This window comes from Chromobacterium haemolyticum (assembly GCF_009936155.1).
Lineage (GTDB): Bacteria > Pseudomonadota > Gammaproteobacteria > Burkholderiales > Chromobacteriaceae > Chromobacterium > Chromobacterium haemolyticum.
Genome location: NZ_AP019312.1, coordinates 2,713,783 through 2,729,221 on the forward strand (window position 1 = coordinate 2,713,783; position 15,439 = coordinate 2,729,221).

Consider the following 15,439-nt stretch of genomic DNA (forward strand, 5'->3'; position numbering starts at 1 on the left):
TTCCTACGTCATCAAATCACTACCATCGCGCTGCGACCCATTTCAATAAACCTATAGCGGCAATCGCGCGATTCTACAAACACACCAGGAGAACGGACCCGCCGTCCGCACACGCATGCGCAAATTTTCCGATTGGCCGATCTGGCTGAAACTGACCATGGCGGTATGGTGCTGCCTGGTCCTGGCCTGGAGCGGGCTGATTGCCTGGGAAACCAGCGTCAGCCGCGACATCGCGGTGGAGCAGGCGCAAGACCTGGCCCACAGCATGAACGAAATGACCATGGCCGGACTCACCGGCATGATGATTACCGGCACCGTGGGCCAGCGCGACGTTTTTCTGGACCAGATCAAGGAACTCTCCGCGGTGCGCGACCTGCGCGTGATCCGCGGCCAGGCCGTCAGCAAGCAGTTCGGCCCCGGCAACGCCGGCGACAAAAGCCTGAGCGGCGACACGGTGGAACAACAGGCCTTGCGCGACGGCAAGCCCCATATCCAGATCGAATCCACCCCGGCGCTGGGCGAACACCTGCGCGTGGTCTACCCTGCGTTGGCGTCGCGCAACTACTTGGGCAAGAACTGCATGATGTGCCACCAGGTGGCGGACAAGACGCCGCTGGGCGTGGTCAGCATGCGCATCTCACTGGAAAAACCCTACGCCTCGGTCAGCCGTTTTCGCGATCAAAGCATTCTGTTCGCCATCCTGGCCTCGCTCCCCCTGATGGCGGTGGTGTTCCTGCTGGCTCGCCGCCTCGTCACCCGGCCCTTGCAGGCGATGTCGACCGGCCTCGCGGAGCTGGCTCAGGGCGAAGGCGATCTCACGCGGCGGCTGCCGGTGCGCAGCCGCGACGAAATCGGCGATACCGCGCAACGCTTCAACCAGATGCTGGCCGCCATCGCGGAGCTGGTGCGCCATGTAGGCGCTTCTGCCGGCGCGGTGTCGCAGTCCTCGCGCCAGTTGGCCGACGGCGCCGCCCACCTGGCGGAAAGTTCTCACAGGCAAAACCGTCAATCCCAATCCGCGGCCGACGCGGTGGAGCAACTGGCCAGCCATATCGGTGAAATCGCCGGCAAGGCGGAGGATGTCAGCACCGAGGCCGACCAGAGCCTGCAACGCTCCGAGGACGGCCGCTCCAGCCTCAGCCAGCTTCAACGCGAAATCAGCCAGGTGGAGCAAGCGGTGCGGTTGATGGCTCAGGCGGAAACCGAACTGGCCAGTTCCACCTCCAGCATCACAAATATGACCAAGGAAGTGCGCGAAATCGCCGAACAGACCAATCTGCTGGCGCTGAACGCGGCGATTGAGGCCGCGCGCGCCGGCGAGCAAGGCCGCGGTTTCGCTGTGGTTGCCGACGAGGTGCGCAAGCTGGCGGAGAAATCGGCCCGTTCCGCCAGCGAGATCGACGCAGTGACCGGCGCGCTGAACCAGAAAACCGACGCGGTGCGCGCCGCGGTCAACGCCGGCCTGTCCTCGCTGACCGCCAGCCGCCAGTCCGCCGACAGCGTGTCCAGCGTGCTGGACGCCGCCAACCAGTCCGTAGCCGAGGTGCGCCAGGGCCTGCGCCAGATCGTCGCCGTCACCGAACAACAGCGCGCCGCCAGCCAATCCGTGACCGGCAGCATCGACGCCATCGCGGAGATGGCTCAAACCAACGACCAAGAAATCGGGCAAACCGTGAACGCCGCCGAGCAACTGGAGCAATTGGCGCAACGGCTGACGGAATCGGTATCGCGCTTCACAGTCTGAACGGCGCCGGCGGCGGACATCCGATTTGGCCGTTGGCCGCCGGCCTGTTACACTCGCAGCCCGATACCGTAATACGCCAAGTCATTGTGAAAAAAGCCGCTTTCTCTATCCTGCCCCTGCCCGCCGCCCTATTGTCCAATCTGGACAGCCTGGGCTACCACAGCATGACCGCCATCCAGGCCGCCAGCCTGCCGGCGATCCTGGACGGCCAAGACCTGATCGCGCAGGCCAAGACCGGCAGCGGCAAAACGGCGGCTTTTGGGCTGGGCATCCTCGCGCGACTGAATCCGCGCTGGTTTGGCGTGCAGGCACTAGTGCTCTGCCCTACCCGCGAACTGGCCGACCAAGTGGCGCAGGAAATCCGTCGGCTGGCGCGCAGCATAGACAATGTCAAAGTAGTGACCCTGACCGGCGGCAGCCCGATGGGACCGCAGATCGGCTCGCTGGAGCATGGCGCCCACATCGTGGTGGGCACCCCTGGCCGGCTGCAGGACCACCTCTTCCGCGGCTCGCTGAGTTTGTCCGGCGTCGGCACCCTGGTGCTGGACGAGGCCGACCGCATGGTGGACATGGGCTTTATCGAGGAAATCGTCGGCATCGTCCGCGCCTGCCCGCGCCAGCGCCAAACCTTGATGTTCTCCGCCACCTACCCGGAAGACATCCGCAAGATCAGCGCGCAATTCATGCGCCGCCCGCAGGAAATCCACGTGGAGTCGCTGCACGGCGGCGAGCGCATTGAACAATGGTTCTACAAGATCAAGCCGGAACAGCGGCTGGAAACCGTCACCACTATTCTGCAACACCTGCGTCCGACTTCCGCGCTGGCCTTCTGCAACACCAAGGAACGCTGCAAAGAGCTGGTTCGCGACTTGCAGGCACGAGGCTTCAGCGCGCTGGCGCTGTACGGCGACCTGGAGCAGCGCGAGCGCGACCAGATCCTGCTGCGCTTCGCCAACAAGAGCGCCACCGTGCTGGTGGCCACCGACGTGGCCGCGCGCGGCCTGGACATCAAGGAACTGGACTTGGTAATCAACGTCGACGTCACCCACGACCCGGAAATCCACATCCATCGCATCGGCCGCACCGGCCGCGGCGAGTCGATGGGCCTGGCGCTGACCTTGGCCGCCGACAACGACGACAAGCGGCTGGCGCTGATTGAAAGCTATCAGCAGGCGCCGCTGACCTGGGCCAAGCTGGACCAGCTGACCCCGGCCCCTGGCGGTCCACTCCTGCCGCCCATGGTCACGCTGGAGATCGCCGGCGGCAAGCGTGAAAAGCTGCGTCCCGGCGACATCCTCGGCGCGCTGACCGGCGACGCCGGCTTTGCCGGCGCCCAGATAGGCAAGATCAATATCTTTGAATTCGCCAGCTTCGTGGCGCTGGACCGCGCCATCGCCGAGCAAGCGCTGGAGCGCTTGTCCGCCTGCAAGATCAAGGGCAAGCAGTTCAAGATGCGCCTGATTTGAACGCCAACGCGCCCCCGGCCCGACAAGCACTGCCGGGCCGGGGGCGTTTTTGCTAGAATACGTCTCATTAGCCGCAGACACGCACATCACCAGAATCCCATGAGCATCCAACTAAAAACCGCCCAAGACATCGAAAAGATGCGGATTGCCGGCCGCCTGGCGTCGGAAGTCCTCGACTACATCACCCCCTTCATCAAGCCCGGCGTCACCACCGAAGCCATCGACAAGCTCTGCCACGACTACATCGTCAATGTGCAGGGCGCGATCCCGGCGCCGCTGAACTACGCGCCGGACGGCCACAATCCGTATCCCAAATCGGTGTGCACCTCGGTCAACCACGTGATTTGCCATGGCATCCCGAACGACAAGCCCCTGAAAAGCGGCGACATCATGAATCTGGACGTCACCGTGATCAAGGACGGCTACCACGGCGACACCAGCCGCATGTACCACGTGGGCAACGTCAGCGAACATGCCCGCCGCCTGTCCCGCGTCACCTATGAATGCATGTGGCGCGGCATCGACAAGGTCAAGCCGGGCGCCACGCTGGGCGACATCGGCTACGCCATCCAGCAGCACGCGGAAAACTCCGGTTACAGCGTGGTGCAGGAATTCTGCGGCCACGGCATCGGCACAAAATTCCACGAAGAGCCGCAAGTACTGCACTACGGCCGCCCCGGCACCGGGCTGGAATTGCAGGCCGGCATGATCTTCACCATCGAGCCGATGATCAACCAAGGCAAACGCCACCTGCGCATGCTCGGCGACGGCTGGACCGTGGTCACCAAGGACCGCAGCCTGTCGGCGCAGTGGGAGCATACCGTGCTGGTCACCGACAGCGGCTACGAAATCCTGACTCAGTCCGCCGGCACGCCGCCCAAGCCCGGCAAATAAAAGAAATGCTCAATCATCAGCCCGGCGCCGCCGGGCTTTTTCACGCCCATGCCCGCGCCATCCGTCGCGACGCGAATTTACCCGAAACCCGGCTTGCCCTGCCCCACGCGCTTTCTTACACTGAAGAAGTGAAACCACATCCAGCGGGAGCCGGCCATGGCACTGACCATCAATAGCAATCTGAGCGCGCTGCAGGGGCAGAACCAGCTGAACCAGACCCAGAAAGCCAAAGACAAGCTGCTGGCCCAACTCTCGGCCGGCAAAACCACCAACAACGCCGCCAACAACCCGGCCAACGCCGCCATCTCGGAAGCGCTGCTAGCCCAGATCAACGGCAACAATCAAGCGATCAACAACGCCAACGACGGCATCTCGCTGGCTCAGACCGCCGACGGCGCTCTCAACCAGCTACAAAGCAACACCCAGCAAATCCAAGAACTGGCGATTCAGGCCGGCAACGGCGCGCTCAGCCCCAGCAATCGTCAGGCGTTGCAGCAGCAAGTCGACCAACTGACCCAGGCCAATTCCGCCATTGTGCAAAGCACCGAATTCAACGGCACCCCTTTGCTGAACAGCAACGCCACCACCACCTTTCAGGTGGGCCCCAACGGCAGCGCGGACAACCAAGTGAACATATCCGGCGTCAATCTGGCCGCCGCGCCGGCCAGCGGCGGCTTGAACAGCTACAACGCCAATCTGAACGCCACCGGCACCATAGACATCAGCACCCAGGCCGGCGCGCTGGCCGCGCAGCAAAGCACTAACACCGATCTGAACACCTTGGCCAATACCCGCAGCACCCTGGGCTCGATCAGCAACCGTTTCGAGGCCAGCATCAACAACCTGCAAACCGCCTCGGTCAACACCGCCGCCGCCAATAGCCGTATCAGCGACACCGACTTCGCCGCCGCCACGGCGCAACTGGCCGCCAAGCAAATCCTTGGCCAGACAGGCCTCGCCGCCCAGGCACAGGCCAATATCGGCCCCCGCGCGGCGCTGTCGCTGTTGGGCTGAACGCTTAGAACGTGTTTACGATCTCGCGAGCTAAGAGCCTGTTTACGATCTCCGGAGCAATAGAGCCAAGAAAGCCAAGTGGATGAACTGCAAGCTAGTATTCAGCTTCCGCTCGCAGTTCTTCCACAGCCTTCTGCTCTTTTCCAACCAAGCGAAGCTGCGCTCAACAATCCATCGTTTGGGCATCACCTTGAACGTATGCAGCTCGCTTCTCTTCGCGATCTGTACCGTCACATACCCACCCAGAATCTCCCGCACTCCCTGCGCAAAGGGCTGACCTATGTAGCCGCTGTCGCACAGCAGGCTTTGCACCCGCTTGAGCCCACTCTGGCAACGTGCCAGCGCTTTGAGGGCTCCTTTGCGATCCGTCACCTCCGCTGTAGTCACTGCTACCGCGTGCGGTAAGCCCTGGGTATCCACTACGATATGGCGTTTGATGCCTGATATTTTCTTACCCGCGTCGTAGCCTTTTAACCCCGCTGTATCAGTGTTCTTCACGCTCTGCGCGTCGACGATCAAGAGCGTGCTTGAGGCGTTCCGCCCCAGTTTCTCTCGGGCCACGCCAACCTGATTTTTTAATGCCAGCTCCAACACGCTTACGCCGTACAAGTCAGGTTCGGTCCATTTGCGCCAATACGCATAGACGTTCTGCCACTTGGGAAAGTCAGGCGGTAGATAGCGCCACTGACAACCTGTGCGCAGAAGATAGAGCACTGCGCAGAACACTTCATACAGATCCAGCTGTACCGGTTTAGTGTTACGTCGGACGCCACGCAGCAGCGGCTCTATCTGAGCAAACTTTTCTCGACTAATGTCGCTTGGGTAGGATTTTCTCTTCACTCGCCCATTATCGCTCACAAAAAGATCGTAAACAGGTTCTTAGAGCCTGTTTACGATCTCGCAGGCAAGGGCGATACAAGGCGGAAATGGCTGAGAAAGCGGAATGCACACACAGTACATGAGCATTTTGAAGGGGATTTCAACGCCGTATCGCCGACATACAGCAGATTGCAAACAGGCTCTTACGCCGCATTACAAGCCCGGCCCAAAGCCTAGTATTCCTGGCGATTGAGCCGCCAAGCCTTGTTACATGCGGTTACAAGCGATATCATTGGCACACACGCTTTTGCGCACTAAATCATCGGGCACCCTGCGGTGCCCTTTGTCTATCTGAAGGAGTTGCATATGTCGACAAGCCCGGCCATCACGGTGTCCTCTTTGGACTATGAGCGCCTCGCCGCGCTGCTGGAGGATTGCGAGAGCGGCCACCCCACCGCGGCCGCGCTGGAAGCCGAGCTGGAGCGCGCCGATGTGGTGGAGCCCTCCGCCATGCCCGCCGGCATCATCACCATGAACAGCTGCGCGCGGGTCAAGCTGGACGACGCCCAGGAAAAAACCCTGACCCTGGTCTACCCCCGCGAAGCAGACAGCGAACAGGGCAAGATCTCGGTGCTGGCGCCCATTGGCGCCGCCTTGCTGGGTTTGTCCGTTGACCAAAGCATCGACTGGCCAACGCCGGCCGGCAGCATCCGCCTGAAGGTGCTGGAAGTCACCTACCAGCCAGAAGCCGCGGGCGAACTGCACCGCTGATAAAAAAAACCGGCCATCGCATGGATGACCGGTTTTTTTGCGCCAGAGTCAGGCGACGCCTTACCAGCAGCGTTGAATCGTTTGCGCCAGCTGCACCAGCCGGCCATGGAAGAAATGGCCCGCACCGGGAAACACCACAACCGGCAAGCCTTGCGGCCGGGCCCAATCCATCACCGCAGCCAGCGGAATCACCTCATCCTCCTCACCGTGAATCACCAGCGTGTCGGCCGGCACCTCCGGCGTAGGCGTCTCGTACTTACCCACCGCCACGCCCATCAGCAGTAATTTATCCGCCTCAATGCGCGCGCGGGTGCGCGCGGCGACAAAGCCGCCAAAGGAAAAACCCGCCAACGCCAAGGGAAGATTACCCTGCTCGCGGCGAGCATGATCCACCACCGCAATGACATCCTCCACTTCGCCGATACCGTAATCGTGCTGCCCTTCGCTATCGCCCACGCCGCGCAGATTCGGGCAATAGCAGACATAGCCCAGCTGCGACAAGGCCTTGGCCGCGGTCTGCACCACCTTGTTGGTGTTAGTGCCGCCCTGCAGCGGGTTAGGATGGCAGATGACCGCGACACCGCGCGTCTCACCCTGTGCAGCCACCACGATGGTTTCCAGGCCCCCGGCCGGACCGGCCACCACTTGCTTGTTCATTGCCTTCAACATCAGATCTTCAACCTTTCCACCACGCGCCCGCCCACCATATGCTCGGCGACAATTTCGTCGATGTCTTCCTTATCGACGAAGGTGTACCAAGTCTCTTCCGGGTACACCACCATCACCGGGCCGTCGTCGCAACGCCCAAGACAGCCGGCCTTGTTGACGCGGATCTTGCCCTCGCCGGACAGGCCCAGCGCCTTGACCTTGTCCTTCATGTAGCCCAACAGTTCGCTGGAACCATGATTGTTGCAGCAATCCTCGCAGCCGGCGCGCTGATTGCAGCAAATGAATACATGCTTGTCGAAAAAGCTCATCGGTATCTCTCGTATGCTCAGTCTCAGAACCATCTCAGAACTGTTCACGATCTCGCGAGCAAGAGCGAGACAAGGAGAAAACGGCTGAGAAAGCGGAGTGTACACACGGTACATGAGCATTTCGAAGTCGTTTTCAACGCCGTATCGCTGAAGCACAGCAGATCGTGAGCAAGTTCTTAGGAGTCGCTGTCTGCCCAGCCGCTGACGCCCAAGGTGGCGGCGTTGTCGAACTTGGCGTACTTGCCGACGAAGGCCAGCCGCACCGCGCCGGTGGGGCCGTTACGGTGTTTGCCGATGATGGCTTCCGCCAAGCCCTTCACTTCCTGATTCTCCGGGTTGTAATACTCTTCCCGGTACATGAAGACGATCAAGTCGGCATCCTGCTCAATAGCGCCGGATTCCCGCAAGTCCGACATCATCGGCCGCTTGTTGGGGCGCTGCTCCACCGCTCGAGACAGCTGCGACAAGGCTATCACCGGCACTTGCAGCTCCTTGGCCAGGCCTTTCAGACCGCGCGAAATCTCGCCCAGCTCGGCGGTGCGGTTGTCACCGCGGCCCGAACCCGACATCAGCTGCAAATAGTCGATCACGATCAGACCCAGCTTGCCGCCGTGCTGGCGCGCCAGCCGGCGCGCGCGCGCGCGCACTTCCAAAGCGGTTAGCGCCGCGGTTTCGTCGATGTACATCGGCGCCTCGGACAGCTTGCCTATCGCGTAAGTCAGCTTCTGCCAGTCGTCGTCGCCCAGTTTGCCGGTGCGCAGCGTATGCTGATCCAGCCGCCCCACCGAACCCAGCATACGCATCACCAGCTGCGCGCCGCCCATCTCCATGGAGAACACCGCCACCGGCAGATGCTGCTCCACCGCCACGTGCTCGGCGATATTCATCGAGAACGCGGTCTTGCCCATGGACGGACGACCGGCGACGATGATCAAGTCGCCCGCTTGCAGGCCGGAGGTCTTGGCATCCAGATCGATGAAGCCGGTAGGCACGCCGGTGACCTCGTCCGGATTCTCGCGGCTGTAAAGCATGTCGATGCGCTCGACCACTTCTTTCAGCAAGCCCGGCATCTCCAGGAAGCCCTGCTTGGCCTTGGCGGTGGATTCGGCGATCTGGAACACCTTGCCCTCTGCCTCGTCCAGCAGCTGCGAGGCGTCGCGCCCCATTGGCGCGTAAGCGGCCTCGGCGATCTCGGTGCCCACCAACGCCAGCTGACGCATGATGGAGCGCTCGCGCACGATCTCGGCGTAGCGGCGGATATTGGCGGCGGACGGCGTGTTTTGCGCCAGCGTGGCCAGATAGGACAGGCCGCCGATATTGCCCAGCTCGCCGTTCTTGTCCAGGCTTTCGGAAACGGTGACCACGTCGGCCGGACGCGCCAGTTCCACCAGCTTGGCCACATGTTTGTAGATCAACCGGTGGTCGTGGCGGTAAAAGTCCGCCTCGGACACCACGTCGGCGATCTTGTCCCAGGCGCTGTTGTCCAGCAACAAGCCGCCCAGCACCGATTGCTCGGCTTCGATCGAATGAGGCGGCGTGCGGATCGCCGCCATCTCGCTGTCAAAATTCTCGTACGATTCAGTCATGTAGACTCGGAGTAATGGCGCGGTCTGGCCGCGCGAATGAAGCAAGCCTGGATCAGGCAAAACCAGATTTTAACCCGAAACCGCCGCTGGCTGAGCATGCGTTGACAAGCGCCCCGCGCGGCCCCAGCATCGAAAGCTCTCTCAGCAGGAACCGCCATGACGCCCGCCGCCCTAGTCCAACAACAACTCGACGCCTACAACCAACGCCAGCTGGAGCCCTTTCTCGCCGTCTACGCCGACGACGTGACGGTGTACCGGCTGCCCGGCGCGGAACCCAGCCTGCGCGGCAAAGCCGCTCTGGGCGATTTCTACGCCACCCAGCGCTTCGCCCTGCCCGGCCTGCACGCGGAGCTGGTCAAACGCATCGAGTTCGGCAACAAGGTGATCGACCACGAACGCGTCAGCGGCGTTGCCGAGCAGCCCTTCGAGGTGGCGGCCGTTTATGAAATCATTGACGGCAAGATCCAGAACGTGTGGTTTCTGGCGGCGGACTAAGAGCGGCTAACAAAAATCAGTTTTACTGCAGGGGCAAGGCGCGCCGACGCAGGCAGTACTTGAAGTACGGCAAGGCGGCGCAACGCAGCATCAGGGGTTTATCAGCCACTCTAAGTCAGCAATGCATCCCGGCCACATAGCCCGACGACCAGGCCCACTGGAAATTGTAGCCGCCCAGCCAGCCGGTGACATCGACGACTTCGCCAATGAAGAACAGGCCGGGCACCGCGTTGGCCATCATGGTCTTGGACGACAGCGCCTTGGTCGACACCCCGCCCAGCGTCACCTCGGCCTTTTTATAGCCTTGGGTGCCGTTGGGCTTGACCCGCCAGCCGTGCAACCGCTCCGCCAACTGCAGGCGCTGCTTGGGCGATAAATCCTTCAGCCGCTTATTGCATCCCTCGCGCTCCAGCCAGGCCTCAGCGAAGCGCTTGGGCCAGCCGAACTCCGCCAGCGCGTTGGAAATCAATTGCTCGCTGCCGGCCTTTTGTTCCAGCCAAGAGGCGGCGTCCGCATCCGGCAGCAAATCCAGCTCCAGGGTCATGCCAGGCTGCCAATAAGACGATACTTGCAGGATGGCCGGCCCGGACACGCCCTTGTGAGTGAACAACACGTTCTCGCGGAAACGCCCCTTGCCGGCCCGCGCCTCCACCTCCAGCGACACGCCGGCCAGCGGCGCGAATGCTTCCGCGTCCTCCACGTGGAAGGTCAGCGGCACCAGGGCCGGCGTCAGAGGCGTCAGCTCCAGGCCGAACTGCTCGGCCAGCTGGTAGCCGAACGGCGTCGCGCCGATCTGCGGAATCGACAAACCGCCGGTGGCCACCACCAGCGAGGCCGCTCGAAAACTGCCGCCGTCGGTGTCCAAGGCGAAGCCGTCCGCTTCTCGACTCACTTTCAGAATCTGCGTTTCCATGCGCCTATCCACCCCGCCCAGCCGGCACTCTTCGTCCAGCATCGCGATGATGCGCTCACTGCCGTCGTCACAGAACAGCTGCCCCAGCTTCTTCTCGTGATAGCCGATACCGTGGCGCTCCACCATGGCGATGAAATCCTGAGGCGTGTACTGCGCCAGCGCCGAGCGACAGAAATGGGGATTGGCGGACAGATAACAGTCGAAACGAGCGTGGAGATTAGTGAAATTGCAGCGGCCGCCGCCGGAAATGCGAATCTTCTCCGCCAGCTTGCGCGCGTGGTCCAGCAACAATACGCGCCGGCCGCGCTGGCCGGCCGTGGCCGCGCACATCAGGCCGGCGGCGCCGGCCCCGATGACAATAACATCATACTGCAATGGCGTTCATCCTTACTTTACTTTTTTAGTCAACTATTGGCGACCAACGGCTTAATCCAGTAAACTTGCGGCTAAAGCATCCGCTTATGCGGCTTACTTTCTCAACAAGGAGAGCATAATGGAACACAAACTGCCGGAACTGCCGTACGCGCTGGACGCGCTTGCCCCGCACATTTCCAAGGAAACCCTGGAATTCCACTACGGCAAGCATCATCAGACCTACATCACCAACCTGAACAACCTGATCAAGGGCACCGAGTTCGAAAACGCCTCCCTGGAAGAGATCGTGAAGAAATCCTCCGGCGGCATCTTCAACAACGCGGCCCAGGTATGGAACCACACCTTTTACTGGCTGGGCTTCGCCCCCAACGCCGGCGAAGAGCGCAAGCCCACCGGCGCGCTGGCCGACGCCATCAACGCCAAATGGGGTTCCTACGACGAATTCAAGAAGGCCTTCACCCAAACCGCCATTGGCACCTTCGGCTCCGGCTGGGCCTGGCTGGTGAAGAACACCGACGGCTCGCTGGACCTGGTATCCACCAGCAACGCCGCCACCCCGCTGACCACCGACAAGAAGCCGCTGCTGACCTGTGATGTGTGGGAGCACGCGTATTATATCGATTACCGCAACAGCCGCCCGAACTATATGGACAGCTTCTGGAAGCTGGTGAACTGGGACTTCGTCGCCAAAAACTTCGCCTGATTCGCCGCTGCCTGGCAGCGACCTGCAAAAAGGGACCTCGCGGTCCCTTTTTTCTTGCCTCAGCCCCCCGCACCCCGCATGCGTTGCAATAGCGCCGCCACTGAACGCAGCGCGAAAGCGTAAACGGACAACTGCGGATTGGCGCCGACGCTGCTGGGAAACACGGAGCCGTCCACCACGGTCAGATTGCCCAGCTGCCAATGCCGTCCCCACTCGTCCACCACCCCGGAATCCGCGTCGCCCGACATCGCCAGCCCACCCATCACATGAGCGCTGACCACCTTGGCCAGCAAGGGCTTGAGCGCCAGCCCCGCTATCGTTGTCCTAGCCTCGCTCCAGCTACGGGCCAGGCCGGCCTGCTCGTGCACCGTCAGCACCTGCCGCGCGCCGGCCGCGAACTGAATCTCGGCCATGCTCAACCAGGCACGGCGCGCGCCCTCCCACACCACCTCGTTCAAGGGGTAGTCCAGCTCCGGCGAACCGTCGCCGCGCAAACGCACCTGGCCGCCGCGGCTTTCCGAGTGGAAACCATCCCGCAACAAGGCCAGCGTCGCGTGCAGATGCGGCAAGCGACGCAGCAAAGCCGGCTGCGCCGCGCCGAAACCCGGGAAAGTGATGCTGGCCAGCAAAGGATGGATGGGCGGCACTTCCAGCTTGTATCCCAAAGGGCCGTCCAAAGCGTGCTCATGCATGAAGTGGTCGCTGTACACCGTCTGCGGCGCGCCGTTGAACGGCTCTACCGGCTCGGGCATCAGCGCCGCGGATAGCAGCACGGGGTGTAGAAAGGTCCGTGTCCCGGTATGACCTCCGGGATCGATCAGGCCACTGCGCAGCAGGATGGCCGGCGAACCGATGGCGCCGGCGGCCAGCACCACCTGAGCCGCCGTCACCTTGAAACGGCGTCCGGTTTCGCTCACCCCGTCCGCTGCCAGAAAGTGTCCTTCCACCCCCTCCAGCCGAGTCCTGCCGGCATTGGCGCGCAAGCGGTCAACCCGCGCGCGGCAGATCAGCCTGGCGCCGTGTTCCAGCGCGGCGGGTATCGCCGTCACCAGCATCGACTGTTTGGCGTTGGTGGGACAGCCCATGCCGCAATAGCCCAGATTCCAGCAACCGCGCACATTGCGGCGGATGCGCTTGTAGGCAATGCCCAAAGCCTCGCAACCGCGGGCCAGCACCGCGTTATTGGGATTCGGATCAGGCAGCCAGTCGGCGATGCCCAGCCTCGCCTCGGCCTGCTCGAACCACGGCCGCATCGTCTCCTCGCTGACGCCGCCCAGCCGATGCCGCTCCCGCCACCAGTTCAAGGTGTCCGGCGGCGTGCGGAAGGAGCTGGTCCAGTTCACCACAGTGCTCCCCCCAACAGCTTTTCCCTGCAAGATGGAAATCCCCTTGTCCGCTGTTTTACGACAGGCGGACTCCTGATACAGCTCAGGATAGGCCTGGGCTTCCAGCAGGCGGAAGTCTCGCGAGCTGTACAAACCACCTTCTTCCAGTAGCAATACATCCAGCCCGGCCGCGGCCAATTGCTCGGCCGCCATGCCCCCGCCGGCCCCGCTGCCGACAATCACGACATCCGCCCGCAGTTCCAGATCAGGCAAGGTCGCGCCGTCCTGCGCCTTCCAGCCCGCGGCGACGCCGGCCGCCACCGGGTCGGGTATCGTAGCGCGGCTCACGGCAGCATCTCCATCACCGCCGCCGGCTGCCGATAGCCCAGTGCCGGCCAGCTAGCCGGATTGCCGTACCAGGCCGCGTTCAGCAATTGGTGCAAGGCCTGGTAACCACTACGCAACAAGGGAAACGCGCTGCCTCGCCAGCGCTGCAGAAAGGCGGCGACGTCCTCCGCCGACGCTTGCCTCCACGGCGTGGCCACGCCGGCGATCCAGCGGCGTCCCCAAGGGTTGCCAAGCAGGTCCAGCAACTGACGCAGCTCAGCCCGCATGGCGGGCGGCAAGCCGGCCACCGCGCGATCCACACCGCGCACCACGTCCTCTGGCGGTGCGACGCCCGGGCCCAAGACGGCCGGGGCGATCGCCGCCAACAACTGCGCGTCCAGCGGCGTCAGGGCGCGTAATTTCAAGGACGCGACCCAGCCCTCCGCCGGGCCTTCCGGCTGCGGCGAGGCCAGCAAGGTGGCCAGCGCCAAAGCCACGGCGCCGCCCAGGCCGGTTTTGAGCAACTGACGACGGCTCGGCATCTCAGCGCAACATCCATTTCAACAACCTCTCCACGCCGGCCCCGTAAGGCGCGCGCGTCAAGGCGGTGCCGGCCCAGCGGCTTTGCCGGAACACTGGCTTGAGCTTGGAAAACGCCATGAAGCCCTCCTTGGCGTGGCAATGCCCCATGCCGGACGGACCGACTCCACCGAAAGGCAGGTCCTCCTGCACCACCTGCAGGGCGATATCGTTGATCGCCACCCCGCCCGATACGGTTTCGCGCAAGGTCTTCTCAATGCGCAGCGCATCGTTGTCGAATAAATACAAGGCCAGCGGCCGCGGCCGCGCGTTGACGTAGGCCAACGCCTCGTCGAACTTGTCGTAACTCAACACCGGCAGAATCGGCCCGAAAATCTCCTCCCGCAGCAGGGTCGCGTCCTGCGGGCAGCCCAGCACCAGGGTGAGCGGGAATTTGCGGCTGGGCCGCCAGTCTTCCGCGGCCGGGTTAATCTGCTCCACCTCGGCGCCGGCCGCGCTCGCCTCTTCCAGCCATTGCAGCAGACGCTGGCAATGGCGCTCGTTGATGATGGCGCTGTAATCGGGATTGTCCGCCAAACTTGGGTACGCCCGGCGCGCCGCGCGGCGCAACTCTTCCAGCAAGGCCTCTCGGTCCTTGTCGTTGACCAGCACATAATCCGGCGCCACGCAGGTCTGGCCGGCGTTCAACATCTTTCCGGCGACGATGGCCTCCGCCGCGTGGCGTAAATCGGCGCCCCTGGCGACGATCACCGGCGATTTTCCGCCCAGCTCCAGCGTCACCGGCGTCAGGTTCTCCGCCGCCGCGCGCATCACGTGACGGCCCACCGAAGTCGAGCCGGTAAAGAACAAATGGTCGAATGGCAGCCGGGTGAAATCCTGCGCCAGTTGGGCGTCTCCATTGACCACAGCGATTACATCAGGCCCCAGATAGCGCTCGGTCAGGCGCTGCAGCAGCGCGCCGGTGGCCGGCGTGTATTCCGACATCTTCACCATGACCCGGTTGCCCGCCGCCAACGCGGACACCACCGGCCCTAGCGCCAAGAACAAGGGATAGTTCCATGGCACCACCACGCCGATGACGCCCAAGGGCTGCGGCATCACGCTATTGCCGGCCGGCTGGAACCACAGCGACACTCCGCGCCGCTCCGGCCGCATCCAGCGGCGCAACCGTCGGCGCGCGTAACGTATGGCCTCCAGCGAGGGGAACAACTCGGCCAGCCTGGTTTCCACCGCGCTGCGATGACCAAAGTCTTGACTGATCGCGTCGACGAAAGCCTGGCGGTTCTCCTGCAACATGCTCTCCAGGCGTTTGAGCCAATCCTGGCGAAGCTCCAGCGGCGGAAACGCGGAGGTCCGGCTGAGGCGATGCAGGCGGGAAAACTCCGCTTGCAGAAGATCATCCCGGCAAATGGGCATGGCGGCGGCATTCATTGTATTATCCCTAGGATAGCAGTATCCGAACGATTGTTTAGAGCCGTAGCTCTAAAACA

At 62.8% G+C, this 15,439-nt stretch carries 15 protein-coding genes; 7 read left to right on the forward strand and 8 right to left on the reverse strand.

The window, feature by feature from the left end:
* The first annotated feature begins 115 nt into the window (after window positions 1-115).
* The 4 genes from GYH29_RS12350 (at window position 116) to GYH29_RS12365 (ending at window position 5,118) form a co-directional block, all read left to right on the forward strand.
* Window positions 116-1,744 (forward strand): methyl-accepting chemotaxis protein, encoded by a 1,629-nt coding sequence (locus tag GYH29_RS12350; RefSeq protein ID WP_019100113.1) that lies wholly within the window; start codon window positions 116-118, stop codon window positions 1,742-1,744.
* An 86-nt stretch (window positions 1,745-1,830) separates the two neighbouring features.
* Window positions 1,831-3,210, forward strand: a complete 1,380-nt coding sequence (gene dbpA / locus GYH29_RS12355) for an ATP-dependent RNA helicase DbpA (RefSeq protein WP_161523836.1) — start codon at window positions 1,831-1,833, stop codon at window positions 3,208-3,210.
* Window positions 3,211-3,276: 66 nt separating this feature from the next.
* Window positions 3,277-4,104: a type I methionyl aminopeptidase gene (map, locus tag GYH29_RS12360; RefSeq protein ID WP_254894682.1), complete on the forward strand. Its 828-nt coding sequence runs from the start codon at window positions 3,277-3,279 to the stop codon at window positions 4,102-4,104.
* Window positions 4,105-4,260: 156 nt separating this feature from the next.
* Window positions 4,261-5,118, forward strand: a complete 858-nt coding sequence (locus GYH29_RS12365) for a flagellin N-terminal helical domain-containing protein (protein ID WP_019100116.1) — start codon at window positions 4,261-4,263, stop codon at window positions 5,116-5,118.
* 42 nt (window positions 5,119-5,160) lie between these two features.
* Here GYH29_RS12365 and GYH29_RS12370 read toward each other — a convergent pair whose 3' ends face one another.
* A complete protein-coding gene (locus GYH29_RS12370; protein ID WP_161523837.1) occupies window positions 5,161-5,958 on the reverse strand; it encodes an IS5 family transposase in 798 nt (265 codons plus the stop codon).
* 345 nt (window positions 5,959-6,303) lie between these two features.
* On the opposite strand from GYH29_RS12370, the gene rnk reads away from it, so the two are divergent.
* Entirely contained in the window at window positions 6,304-6,708 is a 405-nt protein-coding gene (gene rnk / locus GYH29_RS12375) for a nucleoside diphosphate kinase regulator (RefSeq protein ID WP_019100117.1), read from the forward strand.
* 60 nt (window positions 6,709-6,768) lie between these two features.
* On the opposite strand, the gene GYH29_RS12380 is transcribed toward rnk, so the two are convergent.
* The 3 genes from GYH29_RS12380 to dnaB form a co-directional block, all read right to left on the reverse strand.
* Window positions 6,769-7,377 (reverse strand): alpha/beta hydrolase, encoded by a 609-nt coding sequence (locus GYH29_RS12380; protein WP_019100118.1) that lies wholly within the window; start codon window positions 7,375-7,377, stop codon window positions 6,769-6,771.
* Window positions 7,377-7,685, reverse strand: a complete 309-nt coding sequence (locus GYH29_RS12385) for a (2Fe-2S) ferredoxin domain-containing protein (protein ID WP_019100119.1) — start codon at window positions 7,683-7,685, stop codon at window positions 7,377-7,379. Before GYH29_RS12385 ends, GYH29_RS12380 begins: the two co-directional genes overlap by 1 nt.
* A gap of 176 nt (window positions 7,686-7,861) precedes the next feature.
* Entirely contained in the window at window positions 7,862-9,271 is a 1,410-nt protein-coding gene (gene dnaB, locus GYH29_RS12390; RefSeq protein ID WP_039753396.1) for a replicative DNA helicase, read from the reverse strand.
* A 156-nt stretch (window positions 9,272-9,427) separates the two neighbouring features.
* On the opposite strand from dnaB, the gene GYH29_RS12395 reads away from it, so the two are divergent.
* Window positions 9,428-9,766, forward strand: a complete 339-nt coding sequence (locus GYH29_RS12395) for a nuclear transport factor 2 family protein (protein WP_161523838.1) — start codon at window positions 9,428-9,430, stop codon at window positions 9,764-9,766.
* 115 nt (window positions 9,767-9,881) lie between these two features.
* Here GYH29_RS12395 and GYH29_RS12400 read toward each other — a convergent pair whose 3' ends face one another.
* The gene (locus GYH29_RS12400) at window positions 9,882-11,054 is read right to left on the reverse strand and encodes a BaiN/RdsA family NAD(P)/FAD-dependent oxidoreductase (RefSeq protein ID WP_161523839.1); all 1,173 of its coding nucleotides are present in this window, start codon (window positions 11,052-11,054) and stop codon (window positions 9,882-9,884) included.
* Between the two features lie 118 nt (window positions 11,055-11,172).
* Between GYH29_RS12400 and GYH29_RS12405 the strand changes: the two genes are divergently transcribed.
* Window positions 11,173-11,757, forward strand: coding sequence for a superoxide dismutase (locus tag GYH29_RS12405; protein WP_019100123.1), 585 nt, complete (start codon window positions 11,173-11,175; stop codon window positions 11,755-11,757).
* Between the two features lie 59 nt (window positions 11,758-11,816).
* On the opposite strand, the gene GYH29_RS12410 is transcribed toward GYH29_RS12405, so the two are convergent.
* Genes GYH29_RS12410 through GYH29_RS12420 form a run of 3 tightly spaced genes read right to left on the reverse strand, consistent with a single transcriptional unit; the run spans window position 11,817 to window position 15,380 of the window.
* The gene (locus tag GYH29_RS12410) at window positions 11,817-13,430 is read right to left on the reverse strand and encodes a GMC family oxidoreductase (RefSeq protein ID WP_107732616.1); all 1,614 of its coding nucleotides are present in this window, start codon (window positions 13,428-13,430) and stop codon (window positions 11,817-11,819) included.
* Window positions 13,427-13,951, reverse strand: a complete 525-nt coding sequence (locus GYH29_RS12415) for a hypothetical protein (RefSeq protein ID WP_019100125.1) — start codon at window positions 13,949-13,951, stop codon at window positions 13,427-13,429. The genes GYH29_RS12410 and GYH29_RS12415 overlap by 4 nt, the downstream gene beginning before the upstream one ends.
* 1 nt (window position 13,952) lies before the next feature.
* Window positions 13,953-15,380, reverse strand: a complete 1,428-nt coding sequence (locus GYH29_RS12420) for a coniferyl aldehyde dehydrogenase (protein ID WP_081574487.1) — start codon at window positions 15,378-15,380, stop codon at window positions 13,953-13,955.
* Between the last annotated feature and the right edge of the window lie 59 nt (window positions 15,381-15,439).